This window comes from Jannaschia pagri, assembly GCF_019655435.1.
Taxonomy (GTDB): Bacteria; Pseudomonadota; Alphaproteobacteria; order Rhodobacterales; family Rhodobacteraceae; genus Jannaschia; species Jannaschia pagri.
On record NZ_BPFH01000002.1, the window covers coordinates 179763 to 205726 of the forward strand.

Below are 25964 nucleotides of genomic sequence, written 5' to 3' on the forward strand. Positions count from 1 at the left end.
AGACCCACGAAACGACCAACCATGAACCACAGCTTCCGCCTGACACAGGAAAAGATCGCCCAGCGCTTGGGCCTGATCGCGCCCATGGCCTTTCGCCGCCGCGTCCCACTGGTGCCCTTTCGTCTGGCGGAACTGGCCGATGCTGAGACGCCGCCACCACTTGATGGCCCCTTCGACCATTGGCCAGAGGTGGCACCAGACAGCTATTGGGGCCGATGCGAGCTGAATTTCCTGATGCGCAGCCGGGCTGAGCGGCCAACCGACTTCGACCCCGCGCACACAGCGCTGCACCTGCCATTGGGCAACATGGGCGACATCTTTGGCCACCCGGAGGCGCTGGTCTACGTAAATGGCGCCGCCATCGGGTCAGCCGACCGACATCACCACATGGTCCCCCTACCCGACGGAGCCGATACTTGGGACATCGCGCTGCACGGGTGGACGGGCCTTGTGGGCTGGCCGCCGAGCCGGGATAGCGGGGCGAAGCCCTACATCGGGCGCTGTCAGATCGTCGAGCGTCACCCAGAGACCGAGGCCTTCATCGCGTTGGCGACGGCGGCCTGCCAATCGGTGGGTGTCCTGTCCGATGACCGGCCGGAGCGGCACCGCCTGTTGAACGCCCTGGACGCGGCCTTTGTCACGCTCGACACCCGCGACCCCATGGGCGATGCCTTCTACGACAGCCTGCCCCGTGCCATGGACAGTTTGCGCGACGGGATCGCCCGTGCCGGTGCCCCCCTGGACGTGACCCTGATCGGCATAGGCCATGCCCATATGGACGTGGCCTACCTCTGGCCGATTGAGCAAATCCGCCGCAAGAACGGGCGCACCTATGCCAATGCCCTGAGGCTGATGGACAGCTACCCCGACTTCCGCTTCAGCCATTCGCAGCCGCAGCTCTATGCCTATACCGAACAGGACTATCCCGACATTTTTGAGCGCATCCGCCAGCGGGTGGCCGAGGGCCGGTGGGAAGTCATGGGCGGCATGTGGGTGGAGCCGGACCTCAACATCCCCGGCCCGGAGGCGCTGGTCCGGCAATTGATGCTGGGCCGCAAATACTTCCGGGATCGGTTTGGGCCGGTGGAAACGCCTGTGCTCTGGCTGCCTGACACCTTCGGGTTTCCCTGGACAATCCCGCAGTTGATGAAACACGCGGGCCTGCAATGGTTCTGCACCAATAAGCTGAACTGGAACCAAACGAACCGCCTGCCCGCCTCGACCCATTGGTGGGAAGGCCGGGACGGCACCCGCGTTTTGGCCCATGTGCTGACCACCCCCCGCGTGGTGAAGCATTTGCCCTTCCCCACCAACTACAAATCCGACCTCTCAGCGCCGGAGGTCATGGGGACCTGGACGAAATCAACGACCAAGGACAAGATCGACACGCTGCCCATCTGCTATGGCTACGGCGATGGCGGCGGCGGGCCGAAGGAGGATCTGATCTGGGCCGCCCAGGCCTATGCCGAAATGCCGGGGATGCCACGCCTGCGCATGGGGACCGTGCGCGAAACCTTCGAAGCGCTGGAGACCCAGGCCGCCGATCTGCCCATCTGGCGGGGGGAGCACTACATGGAGGGCCATCGCGGTGTCTTGACCAGCCAAGGCTGGATCAAGCGCGCCAACCGACAGGCCGAAACCGCTCTGCATGAGGCGGAGGCGCTGTCGGCCATGGCGGGGCTGACGCCCGATCTGGGCGCGGCGTGGGAGCTGCTCTGCCTCAATCAGTTCCACGACATCCTAACGGGCACCTCGATCACGGAGGTCTTCACCCAGGCGCGTACCGATTTCGCCGCCGTCCGCGAAGCCGCGGAGACCGCCACCCGTGACGCCTGCAAAGTCCTCGCGGGCCAAGGCGAGACGCCGGTGGCCCTGAACACCGCGCCACTGCCCTGCGACCGCTTTGTGGTGGTGCCAAATGCCTGGGCCGTCGACTTGGAGGGCCAAGCAGTTGAAGGTGGCACCCTTGTTCATTTGCCTGCCATGGCGCCTTACGAGGCCCGCGTAATCGGCAACAGCCCGGTGCCGCCACAGGTGACCGGCCAAAGCGATGGCGTCACCGCGGTCTTGGAAAACGATCTCATCCGCGTCGAGATCGACGCCTTTGGCGCGCTCTCTCGCGTCTTCGACAAGGAAGCCCAGCGCGAGGTCCTGACCGAAGGATGCAAGGGCAATGCCCTGCAACTCTATGAGGACCGGCCCGTCAGTTGGGATGCATGGGACATCGACCCCTTCTTCGAGGATCGGTTGGAGCCCGAAGGCACAACCGCCGCCGTCTCGCTCGTGGAAACCGGGCCGCTGCGCGCCGTCGTCCACACCACCCGGGTTTTGCGCAACAGCCGCATACACCAGCGTATCGTGCTGCGCGCCGGGTCCAAACGCATTGACTTCGAGACGGAGGTCGACTGGCGCGAGACCCATATCCTCCTCAAGGTGGCGTTTCCCGTGGCCGTCCACTCCAGCCATGCGCTCTATGACATCCAATGGGGCACGATCCCCCGCGTCACCCATGCCAACACCCCCTTTGATGCCGCCCGGTTCGAGGTCGCGGGCCACAAATGGGCCGATATGGCGGAACGCGGCTACGGCGTGGCGCTGCTGAACGATTGCAAATACGGCTACGACGTGCGCGACGGGGTGATGCGGTTGTCGTTGATCAAATCCTCGACGGAGCCGGACCCCACTGCCGATCAGGGCCGCCATGTGTTCACCTATGCTCTGCTGCCGCACATCGGCGACCGCAGCGATGGGGTGGAGGCGGAAGCCTATGATCTCAACCATCCATTGCGGCTCTGGCGCGGTGATGGACGGGCGCTGCCCAGTCCACCCTCGGTCGACGTGCCCAATGTCACCCTGCGCACGTGGAAGCGCGCGGAAGACGGCGATGGGATGATCCTGCGGCTCTACGAGGCCCAAGGCGGGCGGGGGCCGGTCCGCGTGACGATCCCCGGTGGCATCGGGTCGGCGGAGATCTGCGACTTCCATGAGGTCACGGTCGCGTCCGTGACCCATGATGAGCGGGTGCTCTACCTGGATGTGACGCCGTGGGAGATTGTGACCCTGCGCATCAGGCCATAAGAGGGCCACGTCTTCGGGGTGGTGCGCGCCTTTAGGCGGGCGGCATAGCCGCCACTCACGCCAGGGCCAATCCCCGCTGAACCGCGCCAAACTGCGCGGTCGCCACGGACAGCGAGTGGCCATATCTTGACCCCAGGAACCCCCATTCCCCCGTTTTCAAACCGCTCAAATTTTACCAGTTGATAAAAAATACCATCGTGGCAAGCTAGCGGCTTGAGACAGCCATCTGACCCGCAGGGAGACAGCCATGACCGAAGCGATGCGCCTGGACGGAATCCGTGCGGGACGCCTGGGCCCCGAGGACCTGGCCGAAAATTTCGCCGACCTGCATCCGGCCTATGACGCCCATGAGGCAACGGTGGCCGCTGACCGGTGCTACTTCTGCCACGACGCGCCCTGCATCACGGCCTGTCCGACCGACATCGACATCCCGCTTTTCATCCGACAGATCCAAACGGGCATGCCCGAGGCAGCGGGCAAAACAATCTTCGATCAAAACATCCTGGGTGGCATGTGCGCCCGTGTCTGCCCGACCGAAACCCTCTGCGAGGAGGCCTGTGTCCGCGAGGCGGCAGAGGGCAAACCCGTGCAGATCGGGCGCCTGCAACGCTATGCCACGGACGCGCTGATGGCCGAAGGCGGGCACCCCTACACCCGTGCACCCGCGACGGACAAGACCGTGGCCGTCATTGGCGCGGGTCCGGCGGGGCTGGCCTGTGCGCACCGCTTGGCGATGCTGGGCCATACGGTCACGCTCTATGACAGCAAGACGAAGCCCGGCGGGCTGAACGAATACGGGATCGCGGCCTACAAGACGCCCGGAGGCTTTGCACAGGCGGAAGTCGATTGGCTGCTGTCCATCGGGGGCATTACGCTTGTGACCGGCCAGGGCCTGGGAAACGGTCTCACCCTGCCCGACCTGCGCGAGAAATATGATGCTGTCTTCCTGGGCATTGGGCTTGGCGGCGTGGGCGCCCTGGGCTTGGAAGGCGAAGAGATGACCGGCGCGGCCAATGCCGTGGACTTCATCGCCTCTCTACGCCAGCAGGCCGACCTGACCCAGCTGCCCGTGGGCCGACACGTTGTCGTTGTGGGCGGCGGTATGACCGCCGTGGATGCCGCCGTCCAATCCAAACTGCTCGGGGCCGAGACGGTCACCATTGCCTATCGCCGAGGACGCGACCGGATGCCAGCCAGCCGCTTTGAGCAGGACCTGGCCGCAAGCCACGGCGTCCGCCTGATGTTCAACGTGGCGCCCGTGGCCCTGCACGGTGAGGGCCAGTTGCGGGAGGTCGAGCTCGCCTATCTGAACCCGGATATGTCCCAGACCGGGGAAACCGTGACCCTGCGCGCCGATCAACTATTCCGCGCCATCGGCCAAAAGCTGGAGGCGGTCGAAGGGTTGGACCTGGACGGCGGCAAGATTGCCGTCACCGGGGCGGGTCGTACCTCGCTCGATAAGGTCTGGGCCGGAGGGGATTGTGCCTCGGGCGGCGAGGACCTGACGGTGACCGCCGTAGCCGAAGGACGCGATGCGGCCATGGACATTCATTCCGCGCTGACCGCGTGAGCATCGCCCCACATATCGGCGCGCGCTCCTTGGGCACCCAGACCCGACCCTACGACGCGCGGCGGGTCCTGTCCGAGGTCGAAGCACCTGACGCGCCCCCCCCAACCCGCGTGTGGGCCTGAGTTGGCGGCGCCGACCGACCCCCTGACCCGGATCGAGGCCGCCTTTGGCCTCCCCGATCACAGCGGTGACCGGGACGGGCGCCTGGCCTATGTGGGCCTGCTGGCCGAGATGCTGACAGCGGTCCAATCCAGCGGTCTTGTCCCGCGCCAGGTCCACCCGGCCCAGAGGCTCGACACACTGGCTAAGGGGCGGCGCACCGAAGACTGGCTTTTGGACCTGTCCCGCGCCTCGGACCTGCTGCTGCTCCCACCGCTCGAACCCGCCGCCTGGGTCGCCCCCGCCCGCTGTACGGGGGCCGCGCTGATCACGGCAGGCGCGGTGGCCGCCACCTGGACGACCGGCGAACCGGGCGGGCTGCTACTGGCCCTGGCGGCGCCCTGGGTGACACTGGTCAAGGTGCCGCGCCGTCTTCCGCCCGAGGTCCAGACCCTCGCGGATCTGCTGCGCATTTGCCTGCCCGAGAACATCCCGCGCCTGCGCCTCGACACAGAACCGCCGGACGCCGCAACACTCGCCGCCGCGCTGTCCCGAGCGCCGCTTACACACTCCACGCCACGCCCATCACACCGAACCCTGGAGGCACAGCCATGGCCGATCTGACGACCGATTTCGTAGGCATCAAGAGCCCCAACCCCTTCTGGCTGGCCTCTGCGCCGCCGACCGATAAGGAATACAACGTCCGCCGCGCGTTCGAGGCCGGTTGGGGCGGTGTCGTTTGGAAGACGCTCGGTGCCGAAGGCCCACCCGTGGTCAACGTCAACGGCCCCCGCTACGGCGCGATCTATGGCGCCGACCGCCGCCTGCTGGGGCTCAACAACATCGAATTGATCACCGACCGCCCGTTGCAAACTAACCTCGATGAGATGAAAGCGGTCAAGCGCGACTACCCCGACCGCGCCCTAGTCGCCTCGATCATGGTGCCCTGCGAGGAAGACGCCTGGCGCGCCATCCTGCCCCGGGTCGAGGAGACGGGCGCCGACGGCATCGAACTGAACTTCGGCTGCCCCCATGGCATGAGCGAGCGGGGCATGGGCAGCGCGGTGGGCCAGGTGCCCGAGTACATCGAGATGGTCACCCGCTGGTGCAAACAATACAGCCGGATGCCCGTCATCGTGAAGCTGACGCCCAACATCACTGACATCCGCAAACCTGCCGCCGCCGCCAAACGGGGCGGCGCCGATGCGGTCAGCTTGATCAACACGATCAACTCCATCACCAGCGTGGATCTGGACGACTTCGCCCCCGAGCCCACAATCGACGGCAAGGGCAGCCACGGCGGCTATTGCGGCCCCGCCGTCAAACCCATCGCCCTGTCCATGGTCTCCGAAATCGCCCGCAACCCCGAGACCCATGGCCTGCCCATCAGCGGCATCGGCGGCGTCACCACCTGGCGCGACGCGGCGGAGTTCATGACCCTGGGCGCGGGCAACGTACAGGTCTGCACGGCGGCTATGACCTACGGCTTTGGCATCATCAAAGAGATGACGGCGGGCCTGTCGCGCTACTTGGACGAAAAAGGCATGACCATCGATGACTTGGTAGGGCGCGCCGTGCCCAACGTGACCGACTGGCAGTACCTGAACCTCAACTATGTCACCAAGGCCCGCATCAGCCAGGACGATTGCATCAAATGCGGCCGCTGCTACGCCGCCTGCGAAGACACCTCCCACCAAGCCATCAGCATGTCCGCCGACCGCACGTTCGAAGTCATCGACGCCGAATGCGTGGCCTGCAACCTCTGTGTGGATGTCTGCCCGGTGGACAATTGCATCACGATGGAACGCCTCGCCCCCGGCACGGTCGACCCCCGCACCGGCAAAGTGGTCGAGGCCGAGCCTGCCGATTGGACCACGCATCCCAACAACCCGGCGACAAAAGTGGCTGCCGAATAGGCGACAGACAACCGATCAAACGGCGCAGATCGCGGCGATCCGCCCATAATCCGTCAAGCGCCGTCAGTCTTCATAGCGAAGACTGGCGGCGTTTTGCGTGCTGGGACCAGGTTTCCGATGGGTGTCGGACGAATACCGCTGCAATCGGTTGCAGTTTTTCAATGCCTTAGCGCCTCCCGAACGCAGGTTCGCAAGCTTTCGCCACAAATTTTTCTTTAACTTCGCAATGGCTTGCCGGACCGGGCACGGCCCGTTGCGGCAATGCATGCAGTCGTTAGGTCCTTGCAACACCGGCGCGGCCAGCGCGTCGGTCATGTATCACTCTCGAAAGGAACAGTACCTTGGCTTTAGACAGTTTCGCCTTTGCACAAGAAGACGCGTTCGAGTTCAACACCGCCCCTGCGTCCATTCCGCAGGCCTTCGCTTCGGCCCTGGCGGCACGTGGCATCGACATGACCCGCCTGAGCGAGGCGCAGATCCAAACTTTCTCCACGACCGGCGATTTGATCAACCGCGTCCTGGAGACCGACCTTCAGTCGGCGGCAGAGGCGGTGGACCTTCTCGGCGAGGCTGCGGACATCTCCCTCGTGGACGATCTGCGGACGACCGATGGCATGAAGCTGAACGGCGTCGCCACAAAGGACGGTAAGATCGTACTGGACAGCGCCCTGACCGGCGACACCCTGCGCGACACGGTCATCGAAGAATTGGCCGAAGCAGCGTTTTATGAAGCCTTTGATAGGGATTCCGTTGGCGACTTCGGCGCGGAGATCGAAGCCCGGATCGAAGGCAAGGTATCTGAAGAAGACTTAGAAAAGCTCAGCAGTGTTCAAGACGGCGATACGGTGCAAACCGAGTTTGGAGAAGGCCAGGCCTCGTCATGGGGTTCCACGCCGATCACAAGCGAAGCGTACCTGCCATTTGCCAGGGAATTTCAGACCAGCAATTTTCGACATTACGCAGGAGAGGCCAAGTTCGTACCGTTCAGCATTACACAACCCGGCATCGAGATCAAAGACGACCTAAATACAAGCAGGTTTAATGGTAGGTTTGACCTCAACGGCGACGGTATAAAGGATACCTATTCGACGTTAACGTACACTTGGGATACGGACCATCCGAATTTCGACGCAAACACCGGTCGGGCGGAAAGGGTCATTGGCATCAGTCCCTCAGAAATCCTTCCGACATCCCAATCCGCTAGGGTTTTAGTCGGAAACGGCTCCGCAAAGACAACCTGGGTCTTGAGGGAAGATCAAACCACCACCACGAGTAAGGAGTTCAACTGGAACGTCTCACTCTCGAAGAGCATTTCTGCCACCGCAGGTCTTGAAGGCGTCCTTTCGCTTGGTTCAGAAATAAAAATCGAAGGCGGTATTGGAGGTGCAACAACGACTACAAACAGCTTCAGCGTGGGGCGTGAGGTTCGCGATGAATACACCGTCGCGGCCGGTGCCTATAGTCCTGGCACCCTAGTGTCGTACGGCTTCCACGCCGTAACCGCCGATCTGACGGTCGAAGAGAACTATGTTATGACCGGCCGCATTACCAATGCCGCGCCGGGCAGCGATGGTCTCTTCGAAATAAGATTTGCGAAGGTCCGAGATGTGGACGACCATTTTCTTGGAATCGTACGGACAGATTTCGACGTCGCGAACGCTCCTAACGCTTCAGATTTGATCTTTGGCTAAGCCGTCGAACGCAATGCATCTTGGCGTGGCCGGGGAGAAAACACCTCGGCCATTGGAGAAGGAAACGCCTGTCGCAACCGCGAGATCGCGTGATAGAGAAGCGCCCCCCAGAAGTCGCGCTAAGGACTGCGGTCATTGTGAGATACGCGCCTCATCACCAACACCCGCCGAAAGTGTTCGACCAGATGCGCCTCCGCCTCGGCCCAGCGGTCCCGTTCGGGTCCCAAAACGGCCGCCACCTGAACTTCGAAATCGGCGTAGTGCTGGGTCAGCGCCCAAACCGAAAAAACCAGATGGTGCGGGTCGGAGGGGGCCAATCGCCCCGATGTCATCCAGGCACGGATCACCTCGCAGCGCGCATCAACCAGTTGCCTCAGATCCCCCGCGAGCGCGTCGGCCATCAACGGCGCACCGCGCAGGATCTCCCCGGCGAATAGGCGGCTTTCACGGGGGAAGTCCCGCGCCAAAACCAGCTTCCGGCGGACGTAGCCCAAGAATTCCTCCAAGGGCTCCCCCTCGGGGTCGAGCGCGCGCAACGGGTCGAGCCAGGTGTCCAACAACGTATCGAGCAAGGCGCGGTAGATCGCCTCCTTCGAGCCGAAGTAATAGAGGACATTCGGTTTGGACAATCCAGCCGCCTTGGCGATCCCGTCCAGCGTGGCGCCGCGAAACCCATCGGTCGAAAAGACATCCAAGCCAGCTTCCAAGATCAGCCCCCGGTTTTTGACCTGAATACGGGTTGGCCCCTCGTCATTTGCCATGCGCACTCCTCCGGCGGACAGGACAAACGGTGCCACATCCTTAAGCATTTGGTGCCAGCGACCCGCCAGACGCAAGCGCCGGTTGACTGGCCTTGGACCCGTGGTAGCGTCCCTTTTACCAGACGGTCAAATATAACGGGAGCCACCATGTCAGCCACCGCAGGTCAGAACCTCCGCATCGATCCCGACCGCCTGTGGGACAGTCTGATGGACATGGCCAAGATCGGACCCGGCGTGGCGGGCGGCAACAATCGTCAGACCTTGACCGATGCCGATGCCGAGGGTCGGGCGCTGTTTCAATCCTGGTGCGAGGCGGCTGGGATGACAATGGGCGTCGACAAGATTGGGAATATGTTTGCGACGCGGGCGGGCGAAGACCCGGACGCCCTGCCCGTCTACGTGGGCAGCCACCTCGACACGCAGCCCACGGGTGGCAAATACGATGGCGTTCTGGGCGTGCTCGGCGGGCTCGAATTGATCCGCACGCTCAACGATTTGGGCATTCGCACGAAGCACCCCATCGTCGTCACCAATTGGACGAACGAGGAAGGCACCCGCTTCGCCCCCGCCATGCTGGCGTCTGGCGTGTTTGCGGGCATCCACACCCAGGACTGGGCCGAGGACAAGGTGGACGCCGAGGGCAAACGCTTCGGCGATGAGTTGGACCGCATCGGTTGGCGCGGCGACGAGGAGGTCGGCGCCCGCAAGATGCATGCGATGTTCGAGCTACACATCGAACAAGGCCCGATCTTGGAGGCGGAGGGGCGCGATATCGGTGTCGTCACCCACGGCCAGGGTCTGTCCTGGACCCAGGTGACCGTGACCGGCAAGGAAAGTCACACTGGCTCCACCCCCATGCCCATGCGCAAGAACGCGGGGCTCGCCATGGCGCGCATCCTGGAGAAGGTCGAAGAGATTGCACTCAGCCATGCCCCCCATGCCGTGGGCGCGGCGGGTCATATCGACGTCTTCCCAAACTCCCGCAATGTGATCCCGGGCAAGGCGGTGTTCACCGTCGACTTCCGGTCACCGGACCTGTCGGTGATCGAGGACATGGAAGCCCGGTTGCGGACCGAAGGCCAGGCCATCGTCGATGCCATGGGGCTGGAGATTGCCTTTGAGAAGGTCGGCGGTTTTGACCCCGTGACTTTCGATGACGGTTGCGTCACCGCCGTCCGCACCGCCGCAGAACGGCTGGGCTATAGCCACATGGACATCATCTCGGGCGCAGGGCACGATGCCTGCTGGATCAACCGTCTTGCGCCCACAGCGATGATCATGTGTCCCTGCGTCGATGGCCTGTCCCACAACGAAGCGGAGGAGATTACCAAGGAATGGGCCCAGGCGGGAACGGACGTTCTGCTCCATGCCGTGGTCGAAACGGCCGAGGTGGTCGCGTGACCCAAGCCCACCCCGCCCCGGCCTTGCGCCGGGGCCCCGCCTGCAAAGCAGTCGTGCATTTACCGTTTGGAAACCAAGCCGGGCGCAGTCTCTCGGGATGTACTACGTCTATATCCTGGCCTCTCGCCCGAATGGCGCGCTCTACATCGGGCGGACAACCGACCTCGGGGCGCGGCTTGCTCAGCATCGGGCCGGGCTGTCCGAACACTCCCAACGTTACAACATCAACCAACTCGTTTGGTGGGAAGAACATGGCGCCTTTGCGCCAGGCCTGCGCCGCGAACGCGCCCTCAAGAGGTGGCGGCGTGCTTGGAAAAACCAACTCATCATGGCGAAGAACCCCCAGTGGGAGGACCTCTCCCATCTTTGGCAAGCGTGACCGGACGGGCCCCGGCGCAAGGCCGGGGCGGGGACACCCAGTCGCCACCATGGTCGCACCATGCTGACCCAACCGCCGGCGGAGATGCAGATCCGCATCGACCTGGCCGCCTGCCTACGCCTCGCCGCGCGGGAGGGGTGGTGCGAAGGTGTCGCCAATCACTTCTCAGCCGCGACCTCCGACGACGGGCGCAGATTCCTGGTCAATCCGCGATGGGTACACTTTTCCCGCGTGCGCGCCTCGGATCTGATCGAGGTCGACGCCGACGACCCCGCCACCATGGACCGACCAGACGCGCCAGATCCCTCGGCCTGGGCGATCCACTCCGCCCTGCACCGCCACCTACCCCAGGCCCGTGTGGCGCTGCACATGCATCCGCCCTACGCCACGGCGCTGGCCGCGTTGAAGGACCCGACCCTTCGCCCCATCGATCAGACCACGGCGCGGTTTTACAACCGCCTGGCCTATGACCTCAGCTTCGGCGGCATCGCCCACGGGGCGGAGGAAGGCGAGCGCATTGCCCAGACCATCGGCCGCCACAGGGCCGTTCTGATGGGCAACCATGGCGTCACCGTCCTGGGCGACACCGTGGCGGAGGCCTGGGACGCGCTCTATCATCTGGAGCGGGCTGCGCGAACGATGATCCTGGCCTATTCCAGCGGTCAACCGCTGGCCGTCATGGACGATGCTTTGGCCGAGGCGACAGCCGCCGGATGGGAGGTCTACAAGGAGGCCGAGGTGGCGCATTTCACCGAGATGTGCCGTATCCTCGACGCCGAAGACCCCAGCTATGCGGAGTAACCCCATGCGCTTCCTCCTCGTCGGAGCCCTGATCGCCCTCGCGGCCTGCGCCCAGTCCCTGCGCAACCCCGTGGCGGACCCCGACCGCTACGTGACCACCGACGCCCCGATCCCCTTCGCTGTGCGCCAACTGCTGCCAAGTGGCGTGTTGCCCTCCGACGTGCGCGTTTGGGAGAACTGCTACGGCTTCGTCGCGGGTGGCACGGTTTACCCTGTGCTCAATCCAGCCGGAACTCAGTACTGCATATGACCCTGGAAACCCTGCTCTCCTTCGCGCTGATCGCCAGCTTGCTCGTCATTTCTCCGGGACCGAATGGGGTCCTCGTGGCAAAGACCGTCCCGAACTCGGGGCGCGCGGCGGGGTTCGCGAATGTGGCGGGGTTCATCGCGGCCTTCTATCTGCATGGGGCGCTGGCGATCCTGGGCCTGTCGGTCCTGCTGGCGCAATCGGCCTGGGCCTTCACCGCGCTCAAACTGGCGGGGGCGGCCTATCTGACCTGGATCGGGCTGCGCGCCCTTTGGTCCGTTTGGGCTGACACCGGTCCGACACCGAGCGTCCCGCCAGCCAAGCGCCGCCGGGATCTGCTGACGGCCTTTACCGAGGGCTTCCTGACCAATGCGCTGAACCCCAAGGTGGCGATCTTCTACCTGGCGGCCTTTCCGCAATTCATACCCGATGCCGCCACCCACGCCCTGCCCGCACTGATCCTGGTGACGCTCCATGCCGCAATCAACGCCCTCTGGTTCGCCGCCATGGTCCTGGCCCTTGGCACAATGACCCAAGCCGCCCGCGCGCCCCGTGTCCAACGCTGGATCCGAGGGCTGACCGGGGTCATCTTCGTGGGCTTCGGCCTGCGCCTCGCCACCACACGCCTGTAACCCAGCACCACCATCCGGGAGCGTTCCATGACCGAAAAGACAATCGTTCAGGTGATCTTCGAAGGACCGGACAGCGACGCCGCCGCTGACGCCTACGTCGTTCAATTCGCCGACGGCGGGATGGACGAAGACGTGGAGGCCCGTCTTGCGGGTCAAGGGTATACGGTCGAAGACACCGATTTCGACACATCCGCGCGAACGCTCACCATCAAACTCGGCACGGGAGACGCCTAATGTCCAAAGTCATCAAAAACGGCACCATCGTCACCGCCGACCGCCAGTGGAAGGCCGATGTCCTGATCGAGGGCGAACATATCGCCGAGATTGGCGAGAACCTGACCGGGGACGAGGTCATCGACGCCTCTGACGCCTACGTCATCCCCGGCGGCATCGACCCCCATACGCACCTGGAGATGCCCTTCATGGGCACAACCGCCGCCGAAACCTTCGAGTCCGGTACCTTCGCCGCCGCCGCCGGTGGCACCACGATGCTGGTGGACTTCTGCCTGCCCGGCGAGGACGGCTCGCTCCTGAACGCCATCGACGATTGGGACCGCAAATCCAAAGACCAGATCTGCACCGATATCTCCTACCACATGGCGATTACCGGCTGGTCCGAGTCCATCTTCGACGAGATGCAAAAAGTCGTGCAGGAGCGGGGGATCAACACCTTCAAGCACTTCATGGCCTATAAGGGTGCGCTGATGATCGAGGACGATGAGATGTTCGCCTCCTTCAAGCGCTGCGCGGAACTGGGCGCCCTGCCCCTCGTCCATGCCGAGAACGGCGACATCGTGCAGGAGTTGCAGCAGAAATACCTGGCCGAAGGCATCACCGGCCCCGAGGGCCACGCCTACAGCCGCCCGCCCGAGGTCGAGGGCGAGGCCGCCAACCGGGCCATCATGATCGCGGACGCGGCGGGCTGTCCGCTCTACATCGTCCACGTCTCCTGCGAACAAGCCCACGAGGCCATCCGCCGGGCCCGCCAAAAGGGGATGCGCGTCTACGGAGAGCCCCTGATCCAGCACCTGACGCTCGATGAATCCGAGTACTTTAACAAGGACTGGCAGTACGCCGCCCGCCGCGTCATGTCCCCGCCCTTCCGGTCCAAAGACCACCAGAACGGGCTGTGGAACGGCCTCGCCGCAGGGTCTCTGCAGGTCGTCGCGACCGACCACGCCGCCTTCACCGACGAGCAGAAGCGCATGGGCGTGGACAACTTCGCCATGATCCCCAACGGCACCGGCGGGCTAGAGGAACGGATGGCCATGCTCTGGACGAAGGGCGTGGAAACGGGCCGCCTCACCCCGGAAGAGTTCGTGGCCGTGACCTCAACCAACATCGCCAAGATCCTCAACATCTATCCGATGAAGGGCGGCATCGCCGTGGGCGGACACGCGGACGTGGTCGTCTGGGACCCGTCTATCCACCGCACGGTGTCGGTGGCGACGCAGAAATCGATCATCGACTACAACGTCTTCGAAGGCATGGAGTTGAAAGCAGCGCCCCGCTTCACGCTTTCTCGTGGCGACGTCATCTGGGCCCACGGCCAGAACAGCCAGCCCCAACCCGGGCGCGGCAAATTCATCAAGCGCCCGCCCAACGCGAGTGCTGCGAAGGCGCTGTCGAAGTGGAAGGCGTTGAATACACCGAGGAAGATCGAGCGCGATCCGTTGAATATTCCGGCTGGTATATAGTAAGTTTTCTGAAGCTACTACAGAGCTTTAGTGCTAAAACCACAAACTGCACTTTGCGTTGCAAAAACAAGTGCTCTTGAGCGACAGGTAACTGCATCTAGCTTCTTAGTAAGCCAAAGGAGAGCTTGCGATGATACGGAATTGCGTAATTTTAGCGACGACTGTTCTTTGTGCACTTGGTCTGCCAGGTGTCGCCAGTTCGGCCGTATTGGTTGAAATTGAAGAGCTCCCAACTGGCATCTACGGAACGGTGTCCGGATCACTCGACACAACCGGTCTTATGGTTTTCGGCGGCATTTTTTCGGGTAACGCGATCTTTCCAGATCAAGCCAGAATCCTGGTATCTCCGGTTGGCGGGGCGACCTCCGGACTAGCGTTTTCGGATGAAATCTTTGATATTGACGATCTAGTTTTTGGGGACGGTGGCAGGGCAGTATTTGTTTCTACTGGAGGATTGTTCGCAATTTCGAAAACCAACCAATCCTCCTTCCCTCGTGGATCCAGCGTCATTCGCCTACCGGCCGCCTACACTTCCGGTGACGAAATATCTTCGGCATTCTCGATCACCGGCCAATCATTCTCTGATATCGGTATATTTCCAAACGTTACACGGAAGGTGACTCTTGTAAACAATGATACAATTACCGTCAGAACCATTGCGCCAGTACCAACTCCCGGTTCAGTCTTGTTAGCTCTGTCCGGAGTAGCCGCAATAGTCAGCTTAAAAAGACGGCGGCGCACACGACAACGCGCTTAGCATGTTCCGTCCGCGGGCTTCACTACGCCCATCACGCCGTTTTACCTATGACCGATCTGGCGGTCGAGCGTCGTGTTGCCAACCAGCGCGCGCCAGCCATGATCGTCAAACGCCGTCTCCGACATGTTCTACCATACCTCGAAAATCTCGGTGCACTGGACCCAAAAATGTGCGATCAAATGCGCTTTGGATATGTCGGGCACTCGCATATCGACGAGTGAACATTTTCAGCTTTCAGACCAAACCGTAAAGAGGCCCCTATAGTGCTTTGCTCTGGCCAGGCCTACTACTCAGCCTAACCTTCACTCATGACGCTGCATATGCACCTCGCTCTCCTAACCTATACCAACGCCCTCCTCGTCTACGGGACGGTCACCTACCCGGAGACAGGCTCCCTCGCAGCCGCCGCCCATAAGGTCGCCGTCAGCCTCTGGTGGTTGCTCCCCGTCGCGACCCCCTTCGCGGCGGTCTTCGCTTTCGTTGGCACACCCCTCGTCCGCAGCGTTCTGACACGAACCGCCGCTCTCGGACCGCTGCGCTCCGGCGCTTTGGCGACGCTCGCCTTCTTGATCCCGGCCGCTGCGCTGGTCGAAGCCGCCCTGGCCTACCGCGACGGCCTATCTGTCCTCCGCTACCTGATCCAAGTCGGCGGCGGCAGCGTGGTCGCGCTCCTCTGGGCTCTCTGCACGGGGCGCCTGCGCCTCCGGTAGGGCCTCGCGCGTGCGCGCACAGGAGCAAGCACCCGCGACCGCCTCCCACACAAACACCGCCTAGGAATTCATCCCTCCCCGAAGATGTGCGGCGCCTGCGGCCCTCAGACCCGCCTGCCCTCTTGATCATATGGTCAAAATTTGCGTCATTCGAGAGACCCCACCAGGAGCAAGCCGCTTGTCAGCACCTGCCATCTCCGCCCACAACCTCGATCTGACCTTCCAAACCGGAGACGGCCCAGTCCATGCGCTGCGCGACGTCTCCCTCGATATCCCGGATGGCGAGTTTGTCAGCTTTATCGGCCCCTCAGGCTGCGGCAAGACCACGTTTCTGCGCTGCGTCGCGGCCCTTGAGACGCCCACGGGCGGCACACTGACCGTCAGCGGCATGTCGCCCGACGCGGCCCGACGCGCGCGCAAGTATGGCTATGTTTTCCAAGCCGCCGGGCTCTACCCCTGGCGCACCATCGGCAAGAACGTCACCCTCCCGCTTGAAATCATGGGCATCCCCCGGGCAGAGCGCGCGCACCGCCGCGACGAGGTTCTGGCTCTGGTCGAGTTGGACAAATTCGCGAACAAGTATCCCTGGCAGCTGTCCGGCGGCATGCAGCAACGGGCCTCCATCGCCCGGGCCCTGGCCTTCGATGCGCCCATCCTGCTGATGGATGAGCCCTTCGGCGCGCTGGATGAAATCGTCCGCGACCGCCTGAACGAGGAACTCCTGGCGCTCTGGGCGCGGACCTCCAAAACGACGCTCTTCGTGACCCATTCGATCCCCGAAGCGGTCTACCTATCGACCAAGATCGTCGTCATGTCGCCGCGGCCAGGGCGGATCACCGATGTCATCGACAGCCCCCTGCCCCGGCACCGCCCCCTGGACATTCGCGATACACCCGAATTCCTGGCCATAGCGCACCGCGTTCGCGAAGGCTTGCGCGACGGGATGCAGGCGGCATGAAGCTGGCCCCACATATGGGCGACCTGCTGGGTATCGTCTGCGCGGTCGCGGTGGTGCTAGGCGCGGTTCCGGGCCTGGACGGGCCTATCGTTGGCGCCATCGCGCTGTTTGTGCTGCTCCTGTCCGTGGCCCGGATCGTGCGGCGGGTGCGCCAATGACGATGCCCCGGATCCGACGCGCCATCGCCGACGATGCCCCCGCCTGTGCGGCAATCGTGCGCCAGTGGCTCGATGCCTCTGACTGGATGCCAGCGGGACCGACGCTGGAGACCCTGGAGACCATTTTGCGCCAGGGCCTGCCGCAGCGCGAAGCCTATGTGGCGGAAATGGAGAACGACTTCCTGGGATACCTGTCCCTCGATGCCGCCACCGCCCATATCCACGGCCTTTATACCGGCCGACCGGGTCTGGGAACGGGCAAAGCGCTGATGGACCGGGCAAAGCAGGGTCGCGACCAGTTGAGCCTAAATACCCACGCCCCAAACGTAGCGGCCCATAGGTTCTATGCGCGCGAAGGGTTCACGGTCACACAGCGCGACATCGCGGGTGACGATGGTATTCCTGAAATGCGCATGGAGTGGCATCGATGACTGGCGTGGGAAAGGATACGGGGGGTACATGGCCCCCCGCATCACGGGTCACGGTCATCGGCTCTCCAGCCTGTACCGTGGCGATAGTCTGGCCCAACAGTGGTAAAAAAATCGTAAACGCAGCGCTGCCATCGCGGTCGTGTTTGAGTATTTCAGGACCCGTGATGATCAGATCCGCCAAAGCCCAAAGGCGCGCGTTAAGGTTAACGCGGGCTTTGCCCATCACGGGTCACCAAATACTCCGGCGCACCGGCCAGCCCAGCGGCGCAGCGAGGGTCGGATGACGGACACGCCTGCGCTCGAAATACCAAAGACATCGATCCGATCCACACGATTGGGGCGCGCGGTTTCGCGGGGCATACACGCGCTGTGGCCGGTGCTCCTGGTGATCGCCGCAGTCGCGGGGATTTGGTATGCGGCCTGCATACCGATGAACGCCGCGCAATCAGCCCTCGATGCGGAACGGGCGGGGGCCACGCTGTCGACTACGGCCGCCGAGCGTCGCGATATGGCCGGGCTGTCGGTCGTCATCGCCCATCCCGCCGCAGCGCTCTCTGGCGCCTTTACACAAGATCGACCCCGGCTGCCCGCGCCCCACCAGGTGGTAGCGGAGCTTTGGGATACGACGGTCGAGAAGAAAATCACCTCCAAACGCTCCTTGGTGTTCCACGCGGGCATCACCCTCGGCCCGACCCTGCTAGGGTTTGCGATTGGCTCTTTGGCGGGCATTCTTTTGGCGGTTGGCATCGTCTACAGCCGCGTGATGGACCTGAGCGTCATGCCCTGGGCCATCGCCTCTCAAACGATCCCAATCCTTGCGATTGCACCGATGATTATCGTGGTCCTGAACTCCGTTGGCATTCAGGGTCTTGTCCCCAAGGCGATCATTTCGGCCTATCTGTCGTTCTTTCCCGTGACCGTCGGCATGGTGAAGGGGTTGCGCGCGCCCACGCCAGCCGATCTTGATCTCATGCGCACATGGAATGCCAGCGCACTGCGCACACTGGTTAGCCTGCGCTTACCGTCATCGCTGCCCTACCTCTTCGCGTCCCTCAAGATTGCCGTGGCCGCGGCCCTCGTCGGAGCCATCATCGGAGAGCTGCCCACGGGCGCCGTCCGTGGTCTCGGCGCCCGACTTCTCGCGGGCAGCTACTACGGCCAAACAATTCAAATCTGGTCCGCCCTTTTCGGTGCTGCAATCGTCGCCGCCGGGCTGGTTGCGGTGATTGCTTTGCTGGAACGGGTTACGCTCAAACGCATGGGGTTGGCGCGATGAAATCAAGGTTAGGGCCACGCAAGTCCTCGGGTTGGTCCCCCTTTGGTATTGGCGCGGGACCGGACCCGTCACAGGCCAGCGCGCGGACCAACCCCCTGTTACCGTGGGCACGGCCATGACAGACCAAAGGCAGACGCATCCCTCCCAACTTGGCGAGCTTCTCGCTCGTTTGCGTCGGATTGCGCCGCTCTGGCTCTGGGGCGCGGGCCTCGTGGCCGCGCTCTTCGCAGGGATCCTGGGCGGGCTTCCCGCAATCGCCATCCTGATCACATGGGCGGTCTGTTGGGCCGGAAACACCTGGATTGCCCGCACCACCGCAGGCAGATGGTTGGCGCCTGTGATCTTTGGCCTGACCCTCTTAATCCTGTGGGAGATCACGGTCCGGCTTTACGCGGTCCCGACGGTCATCCTCCCGGCACCAACGCAGATCGCCGTAACCTTGGCGGCAAACCTCCCGACGCTCTGGGCTGACTTTGTGCAGACCGTGGTAAAGGGCGCTCTCACAGGATGGTTGATCGGCTGCGGAGCAGGCATCGCCACTGGGCTGCTGGTCGCCCGCTCGGATGTTCTGCGCAGAGGGTTGCTGCCCGTGGGCAACTTCGTCGCCGCCCTTCCCATCGTGGGCACGGCGCCCATCCTCGTGATGTGGTTCGGCTTCGGGTGGGAGAGCAAGGCCGCCGTCGTCGTGGTCATGGTCTTTTTCCCCATGCTTGTGAACACCGTGGCGGGCCTGGCCGATACCACGGCCATGCAGCGCGACCTGATGCGCACCTATGGCGCCACGCCAGGCCAGGACCTCCGCTATCTCAAACTGCAAGCCGCCCTGCCCTTCATCTTCAACGGACTCAAAATCGCCACGACACTCGCCCTCATCGGCGCCATTGTGGCGGAATTCTTCGGCAGCCCCACAGTTGGGCTCGGCTTCCGCATCTCGACCGAGGTGGGCCGCTTGAACCTGCCCATGGTCTGGGCCTCCATCGTGACAGCCGCCTTAGCCGGGAGCCTGTCATACGGGCTGATCGCCGCATTGGAGAAACACCTAACCTTCTGGCATCCATCACAACGCGCGCGGGGCTAAACCCACGCCACCCCAAGACCAACAGAGAGAGACCACATGAAGACATACATCACCTCCGCCGCCCTCGCGCTCGCCATGACGGGGGGTGCGCTGGCCGATGGCCACGCCAATACCGTGACGCTTCAGCTCCAGTGGGTGACCCAGGCCCAGTTCGCGGGCTACTACGTCGCGCTCGAAAAGGGGTTCTACGAAGGCGAGGACCTGGACATGACCATCCTGCCGGGCGGCCCCGATATCGCACCGCCCCAGGTGCTGGCCGGGGGTGGCGCGGACGCCATGCTCAACTGGATGCCCTCCGCCCTGTCGGCGCGGGAAAAGGGCTTGCCGGTCGTCAACATCGCCCAGCCGTTCAAATCCTCGGGCCTGATGCTGACCTGCTGGAAGGACACGGGCATCACCGGCCCCCAGGACTTCAAGGGCAAGACCATCGGCGTTTGGTTCTTCGGCAACGAGTTCCCCTTCCTGTCCTGGATGTCCCAAGAAGGGATCTCGACCGACGGCGGAGAGGATGGCGTGACCGTGTTGAAACAGGGCTTCAACGTCGATCCCCTGCTGCAACGCCAGGCCGATTGCATCTCGACCATGACCTACAACGAGTTCGGCCAAGTGCTGGACGCGGGCGTCTCCGAGGATGAACTCGTGACCTTCAAGTATGAGGACATGGGCGTCGCCACCCTGGAAGACGGCATCTACGTGCTGGAAGAAAACCTCGAAGATCCGGTCTTCGTCGACAAAATGACCCGCTTCGTCCGCGCCTCCATGGAGGGCTGGAAATACGCCGAGGCCAACCCCCAGGAAGCCGCCGAGATCGTGTTGGAGTACGATGAGACCGGCGCCCAGACCGAGGCCCACCAGGTCCGCATGATGGGCGAAATCGCCAAACTGACGGCAGGCTCCGACGGGTCTTTGGACGAGGCCGATTTCCAGCGCACGGTGGATACGCTGCTGGCTGGCGGATCGGACCCTGTGATTACGGCCCAGCCCGAAGGCGCCTGGACGTCGGTGATTACGGATGCGGCTTTGAAGTAGCGCGCGCATTTGAACGATAGCGGGGCGCCCTTAGCGGCGCCCTTCTTCTTCGTGTTCATCCCGAAGACAGTCAATCATGAGCCTTGCAGCGAAGGTCCGCTGAGAGCCCACATTGATGGATGCTGCGCTGCGCCCCAACGTACGTTATTCGGCGTTTGGTCAAAAACCTAACAAAAGCAATGGTAATTCTGCCAAGGGTTTGTGCCACAAAATCTTTCAACGATTTCGTTGCGTGGGTCTCAAGTGATAAAAAACGACCGTTTCTGGCGCAAGATATATCTTGCAACACAAGCATCGGTTGATACTGTGTATCCTGTAGTCCGCCTGCTCCAGTGCAATGGCGATTATTCGTGGGACCAGCTCTGCTCGGAGTAATCCAAGTCGCTGAAGACCAGAATGGAAGACATCTCGACTCTGTGTTCCACGTTTTAACCAGAGATAACACTAATTTTAAATGGAGCTTGCGCTTATGAAATTGAGGATCGTTTCGTCGTCTCTATTCGCTGCCATTCTGCCGTTTGCAGCTGTCGCAGATGTCTATTCGGCACGTAACACACCACATTTTGGTTTCGTAACGATTGAGGTCGCTGATGCTTTCACTGTGTCGTCGATGTGCACCGTTTCTGGCGGCGCAAGCCAAGAGCGACTTGAAACGCTAACTGATTTTCTGCCTGGTATCGGCACAACCATCATGGCGCTCCTCAACTGGGCTAGCCTGGAAAAAGGCGAAGTATTCTGCGGTCTTCGTCAATACGAAGGTCCGGGACCGTTTACGGTACCTGCAGAGACAAAAGGCTTTGAGCTGACCATAAGGGCATATTCCGACGGCGAGCAGGTTGGGTCCGACCTGAGTCCTCGCTTCGCATGTCGTCCCCGTGGCATTTTCAATGTCAACCGCTTCGGCTTTTGTTTCGAAGAAGGTGGCCGTCAGGAGCTTAATGGGGAAGCAGCCGAATACGTTGTAGCCTGTATCGAAACTTCGGCTCCGGGCGATGGACAGGTTGTTTCCTTCCTCCTCTACGCAGGTGATGGCGCATCAGAAACCATTCAAGCAATGGTTGCAGATGGACTACAAATGTCAGCGACGAGCATTGCACATCGCGAACTTATTAGAAGCTTCACCGCACCAAAAAAACGCAATGCGGAGAGTCTCTGAACGTATTATGCGCAGTGCTACACACTCCACTTATCCTAAATTGGAATGTGCAGGTTAGGACTCAAACCATGGTATTTGACGGGGCACTCTCACCTAAGCCATTATAGGCGCCGCTGCGGCGAAAGTCAGGAAGGTCCGCAAAGTCGATCTTCGTCAACACAACCTAGCCCTTTGAAGCTCCCCCCCCCCTCACTTCCCCAAAGTCTTCTCATACATCGCAATGGCCTCCGCGACCGACGGCTTGGCCTTCCCCATCCACTCCTCGCGGTAGCGCTCGGACAAGTCCTCGCCCTCCAACATCCCGGCCAGCCGCGCGCGGACGAAGGCGCCGAGCACTTGGTTCATCCGGGGCCCCATGCCTGCGCCCATCGACTTGAACAGCCGGTAGACGTCCTCGTCGACCCAGAGGCTGACCTTGCGTTTGCGACTGCCCCGGTCCTGCCAGACCTTACGCCATTCGTCGGGGATCATCCCCTCGCGCGTCGCGCGGTGGGCCAGGTCCCATTGGAACCGGTCCATGATGGCGAACAGCTCCGCCTGTGCTTGTTTCTTGGTGGCCATTCCCGCCCCTCCGAACCTATCCGAGGGCGGCACCCTCCGGGCGAGCAGTGACCAAAGGGTTAACGGCGGCACGTCCGACCAGGATCATACCGCCGTCACCCACAGATCATACGCGGATCACTGGGCCAGTTTCACCAGCCGCGCCATAAGCGACGATGTGTCCCAACGCCCGCCCCCCATGGCCTGCACGTCCTTGTAGAACTGGTCGATCAAAGCGGTTCCCGGCAGCGGCGCTCCGATATTCTCGCCTTCTTTCAGACAGATACCCAGATCCTTGCGCATCCAGTCCACCGCGAACCCATGTTCGTACTTCCCGGCCAGCATCGTCTTATGCCGGTTCACCATCTGCCAAGATCCAGCCGCCCCGCCCTGGATCACATCGACCACGGCCTCTCCGTCCAAACCAGCCTTCTGCGCAAAGGCCATCCCCTCGCTAAGCCCCTGTAAAAGGCCGGCAATACAGATCTGGTTGACCATCTTCGTCAACTGGCCTGCGCCCACTTCGCCCATCAGCTTAGAGAGCTTCGCATAGGCCGCCATAACTGGCTCAACCCGTTGATAATCGGCCGCTGTTCCACCGCACATGATGACAAGCTGGCCATTCTCCGCCCCGGCCTGTCCGCCCGAAACCGGCGCGTCCACATAAGCGATCCCATGCTCTGCCGCAGCCGCCGCCAACTCGCGCGTCACCTCGGCGCTCACGGTCGTGTGGTCAACGAAAACGCTCCCCGCCCCCATTCCGGCAAACGCGCCGTCCTCGCCCAAACAGACCGACCTGAGATCGTCATCGTTGCCGACGCAGGCCATGACCATGTCAGCCCCTTCGGCGGCGGCGCGTGGGGTATCGCCCGCCCGTCCTCCATGGGCTTCAACCCATTGATCGGCTTTGGCCTTGGTTCGGTTGTAAACCGCCACGTCGTGGCCGGCAGACGCCAGATGACCCGCCATTGGGCCGCCCATGACGCCCAAACCCAGAAATGCCAAAGAAGCCATCTGCCCCCTCCCTTTGCATCCAATCGTGCCCACGGTTAGATGCTGCCCGAGGCCATGGGGTCAACAGGGGGCATGCGGGTGCAGCAAGTGTTTCGGTGGTCATTTCGCGTCGTGTCGATGACGCTGCTGCTACTGGCCTTGACCATGGCTGGGGTGCTTTGGCTGACCTCCCGCTCCTTGCCGGACTACGATCAGACGACCGAGGTGCGCGGCCTAGAAAGCCCGGTGGAGATCGTCCGCAACACCTTCAATGTGCCCCACGTCTTCGGAGAGAGCGACGCGGACGTTTTCTTCGGGCTGGGCTACGCCCATGCGCAGGATCGGCTGTGGCAAATGACGCTGCTGCGGCGCACGGCGCAGGGGCGGCTGTCGGAGGTCTTTGGTCAGCGCACGCTGCGCACGGATGAGTTGTTGCGCCGGTTGGGCCTGTACCGGGCTGCAACCGCAAGCGTTGCCGCACAGGATCCAGAGACGCGCGCCATGTTAGATGCCTATGCCGCCGGGGTGAATGCCCGGATCGACGTGGTCAACCGGGATGCCAGCGGGCGCGGCGCGCCGGAATTCTTTCTCTTCCCGCCGCAGATCGCGCCCTGGCAACCCGCCGACAGCATCGCCCTGGTCAAACTGATGGCCCTGCAACTCAGCGGCCATGTGGGCGAGGACGTGTTGCGCGCGCGGGCCTCACTGCTCCTTGAGGCTGATCGGCTGGCGGACCTTCACCCCGATGTACCAGGGGACGGTGTGGTCGACCTCGCGTCGGCAGGCGATCTGTTTCCAACGCTGCAACCGACACACTTCGCCCGGGCGGAGCGCCCCAATCTGTGGCCTGTGCCAGCTCGGGGCCTATCCGGTGCTTCCAACGCTTTCGCAGTGGCCGCCGATCACGCCGCGGGCGGCGGTGCCTTGTTGGCGAATGATCCGCATTTGGGTCTGTCGGCGCCGACGCTGTGGTATCTGGCGCGCCTTGAATTGGCGACGGGCGGTGTGATCGGGGGAACGATTCCAGGCATCCCCGTGATCCTCGCCGGGCGGAGCCAGACCCTCGGCTGGGGGCTGACGTCCAGCTATCTGGACGACCAGGACGTTTTGATTGAACAGCTCAACCCAGAAAACCCCGAGGAATATCGCACGCCGGATGGTTTTGCCCCGTTTGAGACGGAGCGGGTCATCGTCACGATCAAGGACGCGCCCCCGGTCACGCTGACCCTGCGGCGAACGGTCAATGGGCCCGTCCTGACCGGCAGCCAGTTCGACCTCGGCGCAGTGACGCCACCGGGCCACGTCGCGGCGCTTTCCTGGACGGGTCTGTCGCCCGACGACACATCCCTTCGGACCGGGCTGGAGCTGATGCGGGCGCAGACGCTGGAAGAGGCGATCGCCGCCGCGCGGCATTACATCGCTCCGGCGCAGAACCTGACCGTGGCCGATGGCACGCGCATTGCGATGCAACTCATGGGGCGACAGCCGAGCCGCGCCGCAACGCACCAAAGCCAGGGTCGCATCCCGGCCCCCGGCTGGGTCGAGGACAACCGGTGGCGGGGGCTGCGCCCCTTTGCCGACAATCCCGTTTGGCTGGACCCGCCGAGCGGCCTGCTGGGCAATACCAACAACAAGATCATCGACAGACCCTTTCCGGGCCATATCAGCTTTCATTGGGGCGACAGCCAACGGGTCCAGCGGATGGAGCGCCTCATGAAGAACCGGGGGGTTCACACGCGCGAAAGCCTGATCGAGGCGCAACTCGACGCCGTCTCAAACGCTGCGCGGGCCTTGTTGCCACTGGTTGGGGCCGATCTGTGGTTTACCGGGGAGGCGGCCCCGCCGGGCACACCGGAGCGCAGACGGCAAACGGCGCTGCAACTGCTGGCGGCGTGGAACGGGGAGATGTCGGAACACCTGCCGGAGCCGCTGATCTATGCGGCGTGGATGCGGGCCTTGCAGGATCGCCTGATCCGCGATGACGTCGGCCCCCTCGCCGACGAATACACTCACCTGGAGCCGCTCTTTATCGAACGTGTGTACCGCAATATCGGCGGCGCCGCCGGGTGGTGCGACGTGGTGCAATCTTCGGTGATCGAAACCTGCACCGATATCGCCCGCCTCGCCCTGGACGACGCGCTGCAATACTTATCCGAAACCTACGGGAATCGCGTGGAAGCCTGGCGCTGGGGCGACGCGCACGAAGCGCAGCACGACCATCCCGTCTTGGGCGAGGTGCCGTTCCTGGGGGCCGTGGTGAACATCCGTCAATCTACTTCGGGCGGCGACAACACCTTGCAACGGGGCAAAACCTCCGGCGAGATGCCCACGCCCTTTGCCAATGTCCATGCAGCGACCTATCGCGGCGTCTATGACTTCGCGGACCCTGAAAGCAGCGTCTTCATCACGTCAACTGGACAGTCCGGCCACCCGCTGTCACGCCACTACGACGACCTGGGCGAGCTATGGCGGAGGGGTGAATACATTCCGATGACCCTGGATCCCGCACTGGCCCGAGCGGGCGCCGTTGGTGTCACGACGCTTGTGCCGGCGACAGAGGCCGGGACGCCGGGGTGACCCCGCCTGACGGCCAGTCCGCCGCAGAA

26 protein-coding genes are annotated in these 25964 nt (G+C 63.0%); 22 read left to right on the forward strand and 4 right to left on the reverse strand.

The window, feature by feature from the left end:
* Positions 1–21: 21 nt before the first annotated feature.
* From K5R33_RS05760 to preA, 4 genes are all read left to right on the forward strand, one after another.
* Positions 22–3078 carry an alpha-mannosidase gene (locus K5R33_RS05760; protein ID WP_220748060.1) on the forward strand — a complete coding sequence of 1019 codons (3057 nt, stop codon included), beginning with the start codon at positions 22–24 and terminating at the stop codon, positions 3076–3078.
* A 247-nt stretch (positions 3079–3325) separates the two neighbouring features.
* A complete protein-coding gene (locus K5R33_RS05765) occupies positions 3326–4648 on the forward strand; it encodes an NAD(P)-dependent oxidoreductase (RefSeq protein WP_220748061.1) in 1323 nt (440 codons plus the stop codon).
* Between the two features lie 123 nt (positions 4649–4771).
* Entirely contained in the window at positions 4772–5371 is a 600-nt protein-coding gene (locus K5R33_RS05770) for a hypothetical protein (RefSeq protein WP_220748062.1), read from the forward strand.
* Complete coding sequence (gene preA, locus K5R33_RS05775; protein WP_220748063.1) at positions 5359–6663, forward strand: NAD-dependent dihydropyrimidine dehydrogenase subunit PreA; 1305 nt, start codon at positions 5359–5361, stop codon at positions 6661–6663. Before K5R33_RS05770 ends, preA begins: the two co-directional genes overlap by 13 nt.
* A gap of 63 nt (positions 6664–6726) precedes the next feature.
* Here preA and K5R33_RS05780 read toward each other — a convergent pair whose 3' ends face one another.
* A complete protein-coding gene (locus tag K5R33_RS05780; RefSeq protein ID WP_220748064.1) occupies positions 6727–6978 on the reverse strand; it encodes a hypothetical protein in 252 nt (83 codons plus the stop codon).
* A gap of 26 nt (positions 6979–7004) precedes the next feature.
* Between K5R33_RS05780 and K5R33_RS05785 the strand changes: the two genes are divergently transcribed.
* Complete coding sequence (locus tag K5R33_RS05785; RefSeq protein ID WP_220748065.1) at positions 7005–8354, forward strand: hypothetical protein; 1350 nt, start codon at positions 7005–7007, stop codon at positions 8352–8354.
* Positions 8355–8473: 119 nt separating this feature from the next.
* Here the strand turns inward: K5R33_RS05785 and K5R33_RS05790 are convergent, their stop codons facing one another.
* Entirely contained in the window at positions 8474–9115 is a 642-nt protein-coding gene (locus K5R33_RS05790; RefSeq protein ID WP_220748066.1) for a TetR family transcriptional regulator C-terminal domain-containing protein, read from the reverse strand.
* A 147-nt stretch (positions 9116–9262) separates the two neighbouring features.
* Here K5R33_RS05790 and K5R33_RS05795 point away from each other — a divergent pair, with 147 nt between their 5' ends.
* From K5R33_RS05795 to K5R33_RS05870, 16 genes are all read left to right on the forward strand, one after another.
* The gene (locus tag K5R33_RS05795; protein ID WP_220748067.1) at positions 9263–10516 is read left to right on the forward strand and encodes a Zn-dependent hydrolase; all 1254 of its coding nucleotides are present in this window, start codon (positions 9263–9265) and stop codon (positions 10514–10516) included.
* A 97-nt stretch (positions 10517–10613) separates the two neighbouring features.
* Positions 10614–10895 (forward strand): GIY-YIG nuclease family protein, encoded by a 282-nt coding sequence (locus tag K5R33_RS05800; RefSeq protein ID WP_220748068.1) that lies wholly within the window; start codon positions 10614–10616, stop codon positions 10893–10895.
* A gap of 60 nt (positions 10896–10955) precedes the next feature.
* Positions 10956–11696 carry a class II aldolase/adducin family protein gene (locus K5R33_RS05805; RefSeq protein ID WP_220748069.1) on the forward strand — a complete coding sequence of 247 codons (741 nt, stop codon included), beginning with the start codon at positions 10956–10958 and terminating at the stop codon, positions 11694–11696.
* A gap of 4 nt (positions 11697–11700) precedes the next feature.
* Positions 11701–11946: a hypothetical protein gene (locus K5R33_RS05810; RefSeq protein WP_220748070.1), complete on the forward strand. Its 246-nt coding sequence runs from the start codon at positions 11701–11703 to the stop codon at positions 11944–11946.
* Positions 11943–12575, forward strand: a complete 633-nt coding sequence (locus K5R33_RS05815; protein WP_220748071.1) for a LysE family translocator — start codon at positions 11943–11945, stop codon at positions 12573–12575. Before K5R33_RS05810 ends, K5R33_RS05815 begins: the two co-directional genes overlap by 4 nt.
* Before the next feature lie 27 nt (positions 12576–12602).
* Positions 12603–12809, forward strand: coding sequence for a hypothetical protein (locus tag K5R33_RS05820; RefSeq protein ID WP_220748072.1), 207 nt, complete (start codon positions 12603–12605; stop codon positions 12807–12809).
* On the forward strand, positions 12809–14272 hold the full coding sequence (gene hydA, locus K5R33_RS05825) for a dihydropyrimidinase (protein WP_220748073.1): 1464 nt from the start codon (positions 12809–12811) through the stop codon (positions 14270–14272). Before K5R33_RS05820 ends, hydA begins: the two co-directional genes overlap by 1 nt.
* Before the next feature lie 130 nt (positions 14273–14402).
* Positions 14403–15029, forward strand: a complete 627-nt coding sequence (locus K5R33_RS05830) for a hypothetical protein (RefSeq protein WP_220748074.1) — start codon at positions 14403–14405, stop codon at positions 15027–15029.
* 320 nt (positions 15030–15349) lie between these two features.
* A complete protein-coding gene (locus K5R33_RS05835; protein ID WP_220748075.1) occupies positions 15350–15739 on the forward strand; it encodes a hypothetical protein in 390 nt (129 codons plus the stop codon).
* 130 nt (positions 15740–15869) lie between these two features.
* Positions 15870–16697 (forward strand): ABC transporter ATP-binding protein, encoded by an 828-nt coding sequence (locus K5R33_RS05840; protein ID WP_220748076.1) that lies wholly within the window; start codon positions 15870–15872, stop codon positions 16695–16697.
* Positions 16694–16855 carry a hypothetical protein gene (locus tag K5R33_RS05845; protein WP_220748077.1) on the forward strand — a complete coding sequence of 54 codons (162 nt, stop codon included), beginning with the start codon at positions 16694–16696 and terminating at the stop codon, positions 16853–16855. The genes K5R33_RS05840 and K5R33_RS05845 overlap by 4 nt, the downstream gene beginning before the upstream one ends.
* Complete coding sequence (locus tag K5R33_RS05850; RefSeq protein ID WP_220748078.1) at positions 16852–17286, forward strand: GNAT family N-acetyltransferase; 435 nt, start codon at positions 16852–16854, stop codon at positions 17284–17286. The genes K5R33_RS05845 and K5R33_RS05850 overlap by 4 nt, the downstream gene beginning before the upstream one ends.
* A 358-nt stretch (positions 17287–17644) precedes the next feature.
* Positions 17645–18562: an ABC transporter permease gene (locus K5R33_RS05855; RefSeq protein WP_255576236.1), complete on the forward strand. Its 918-nt coding sequence runs from the start codon at positions 17645–17647 to the stop codon at positions 18560–18562.
* 115 nt (positions 18563–18677) lie between these two features.
* Positions 18678–19640: an ABC transporter permease gene (locus tag K5R33_RS05860; RefSeq protein WP_220748080.1), complete on the forward strand. Its 963-nt coding sequence runs from the start codon at positions 18678–18680 to the stop codon at positions 19638–19640.
* Positions 19641–19676: 36 nt separating this feature from the next.
* Positions 19677–20669, forward strand: a complete 993-nt coding sequence (locus K5R33_RS05865) for an ABC transporter substrate-binding protein (protein ID WP_220748081.1) — start codon at positions 19677–19679, stop codon at positions 20667–20669.
* Between the two features lie 469 nt (positions 20670–21138).
* Positions 21139–21825: a hypothetical protein gene (locus tag K5R33_RS05870; RefSeq protein ID WP_220748082.1), complete on the forward strand. Its 687-nt coding sequence runs from the start codon at positions 21139–21141 to the stop codon at positions 21823–21825.
* A 189-nt stretch (positions 21826–22014) separates the two neighbouring features.
* Here K5R33_RS05870 and K5R33_RS05875 read toward each other — a convergent pair whose 3' ends face one another.
* Together K5R33_RS05875 and K5R33_RS05880 are read right to left on the reverse strand one after the other, a co-directional pair.
* Positions 22015–22386 (reverse strand): BrnA antitoxin family protein, encoded by a 372-nt coding sequence (locus K5R33_RS05875; protein ID WP_220748083.1) that lies wholly within the window; start codon positions 22384–22386, stop codon positions 22015–22017.
* A 117-nt stretch (positions 22387–22503) separates the two neighbouring features.
* The gene (locus K5R33_RS05880) at positions 22504–23379 is read right to left on the reverse strand and encodes an NAD(P)-dependent oxidoreductase (protein WP_220748084.1); all 876 of its coding nucleotides are present in this window, start codon (positions 23377–23379) and stop codon (positions 22504–22506) included.
* A gap of 72 nt (positions 23380–23451) precedes the next feature.
* Here K5R33_RS05880 and K5R33_RS05885 point away from each other — a divergent pair, with 72 nt between their 5' ends.
* Complete coding sequence (locus K5R33_RS05885) at positions 23452–25935, forward strand: penicillin acylase family protein (RefSeq protein ID WP_373314138.1); 2484 nt, start codon at positions 23452–23454, stop codon at positions 25933–25935.
* The last annotated feature ends 29 nt before the right edge of the window (positions 25936–25964 follow it).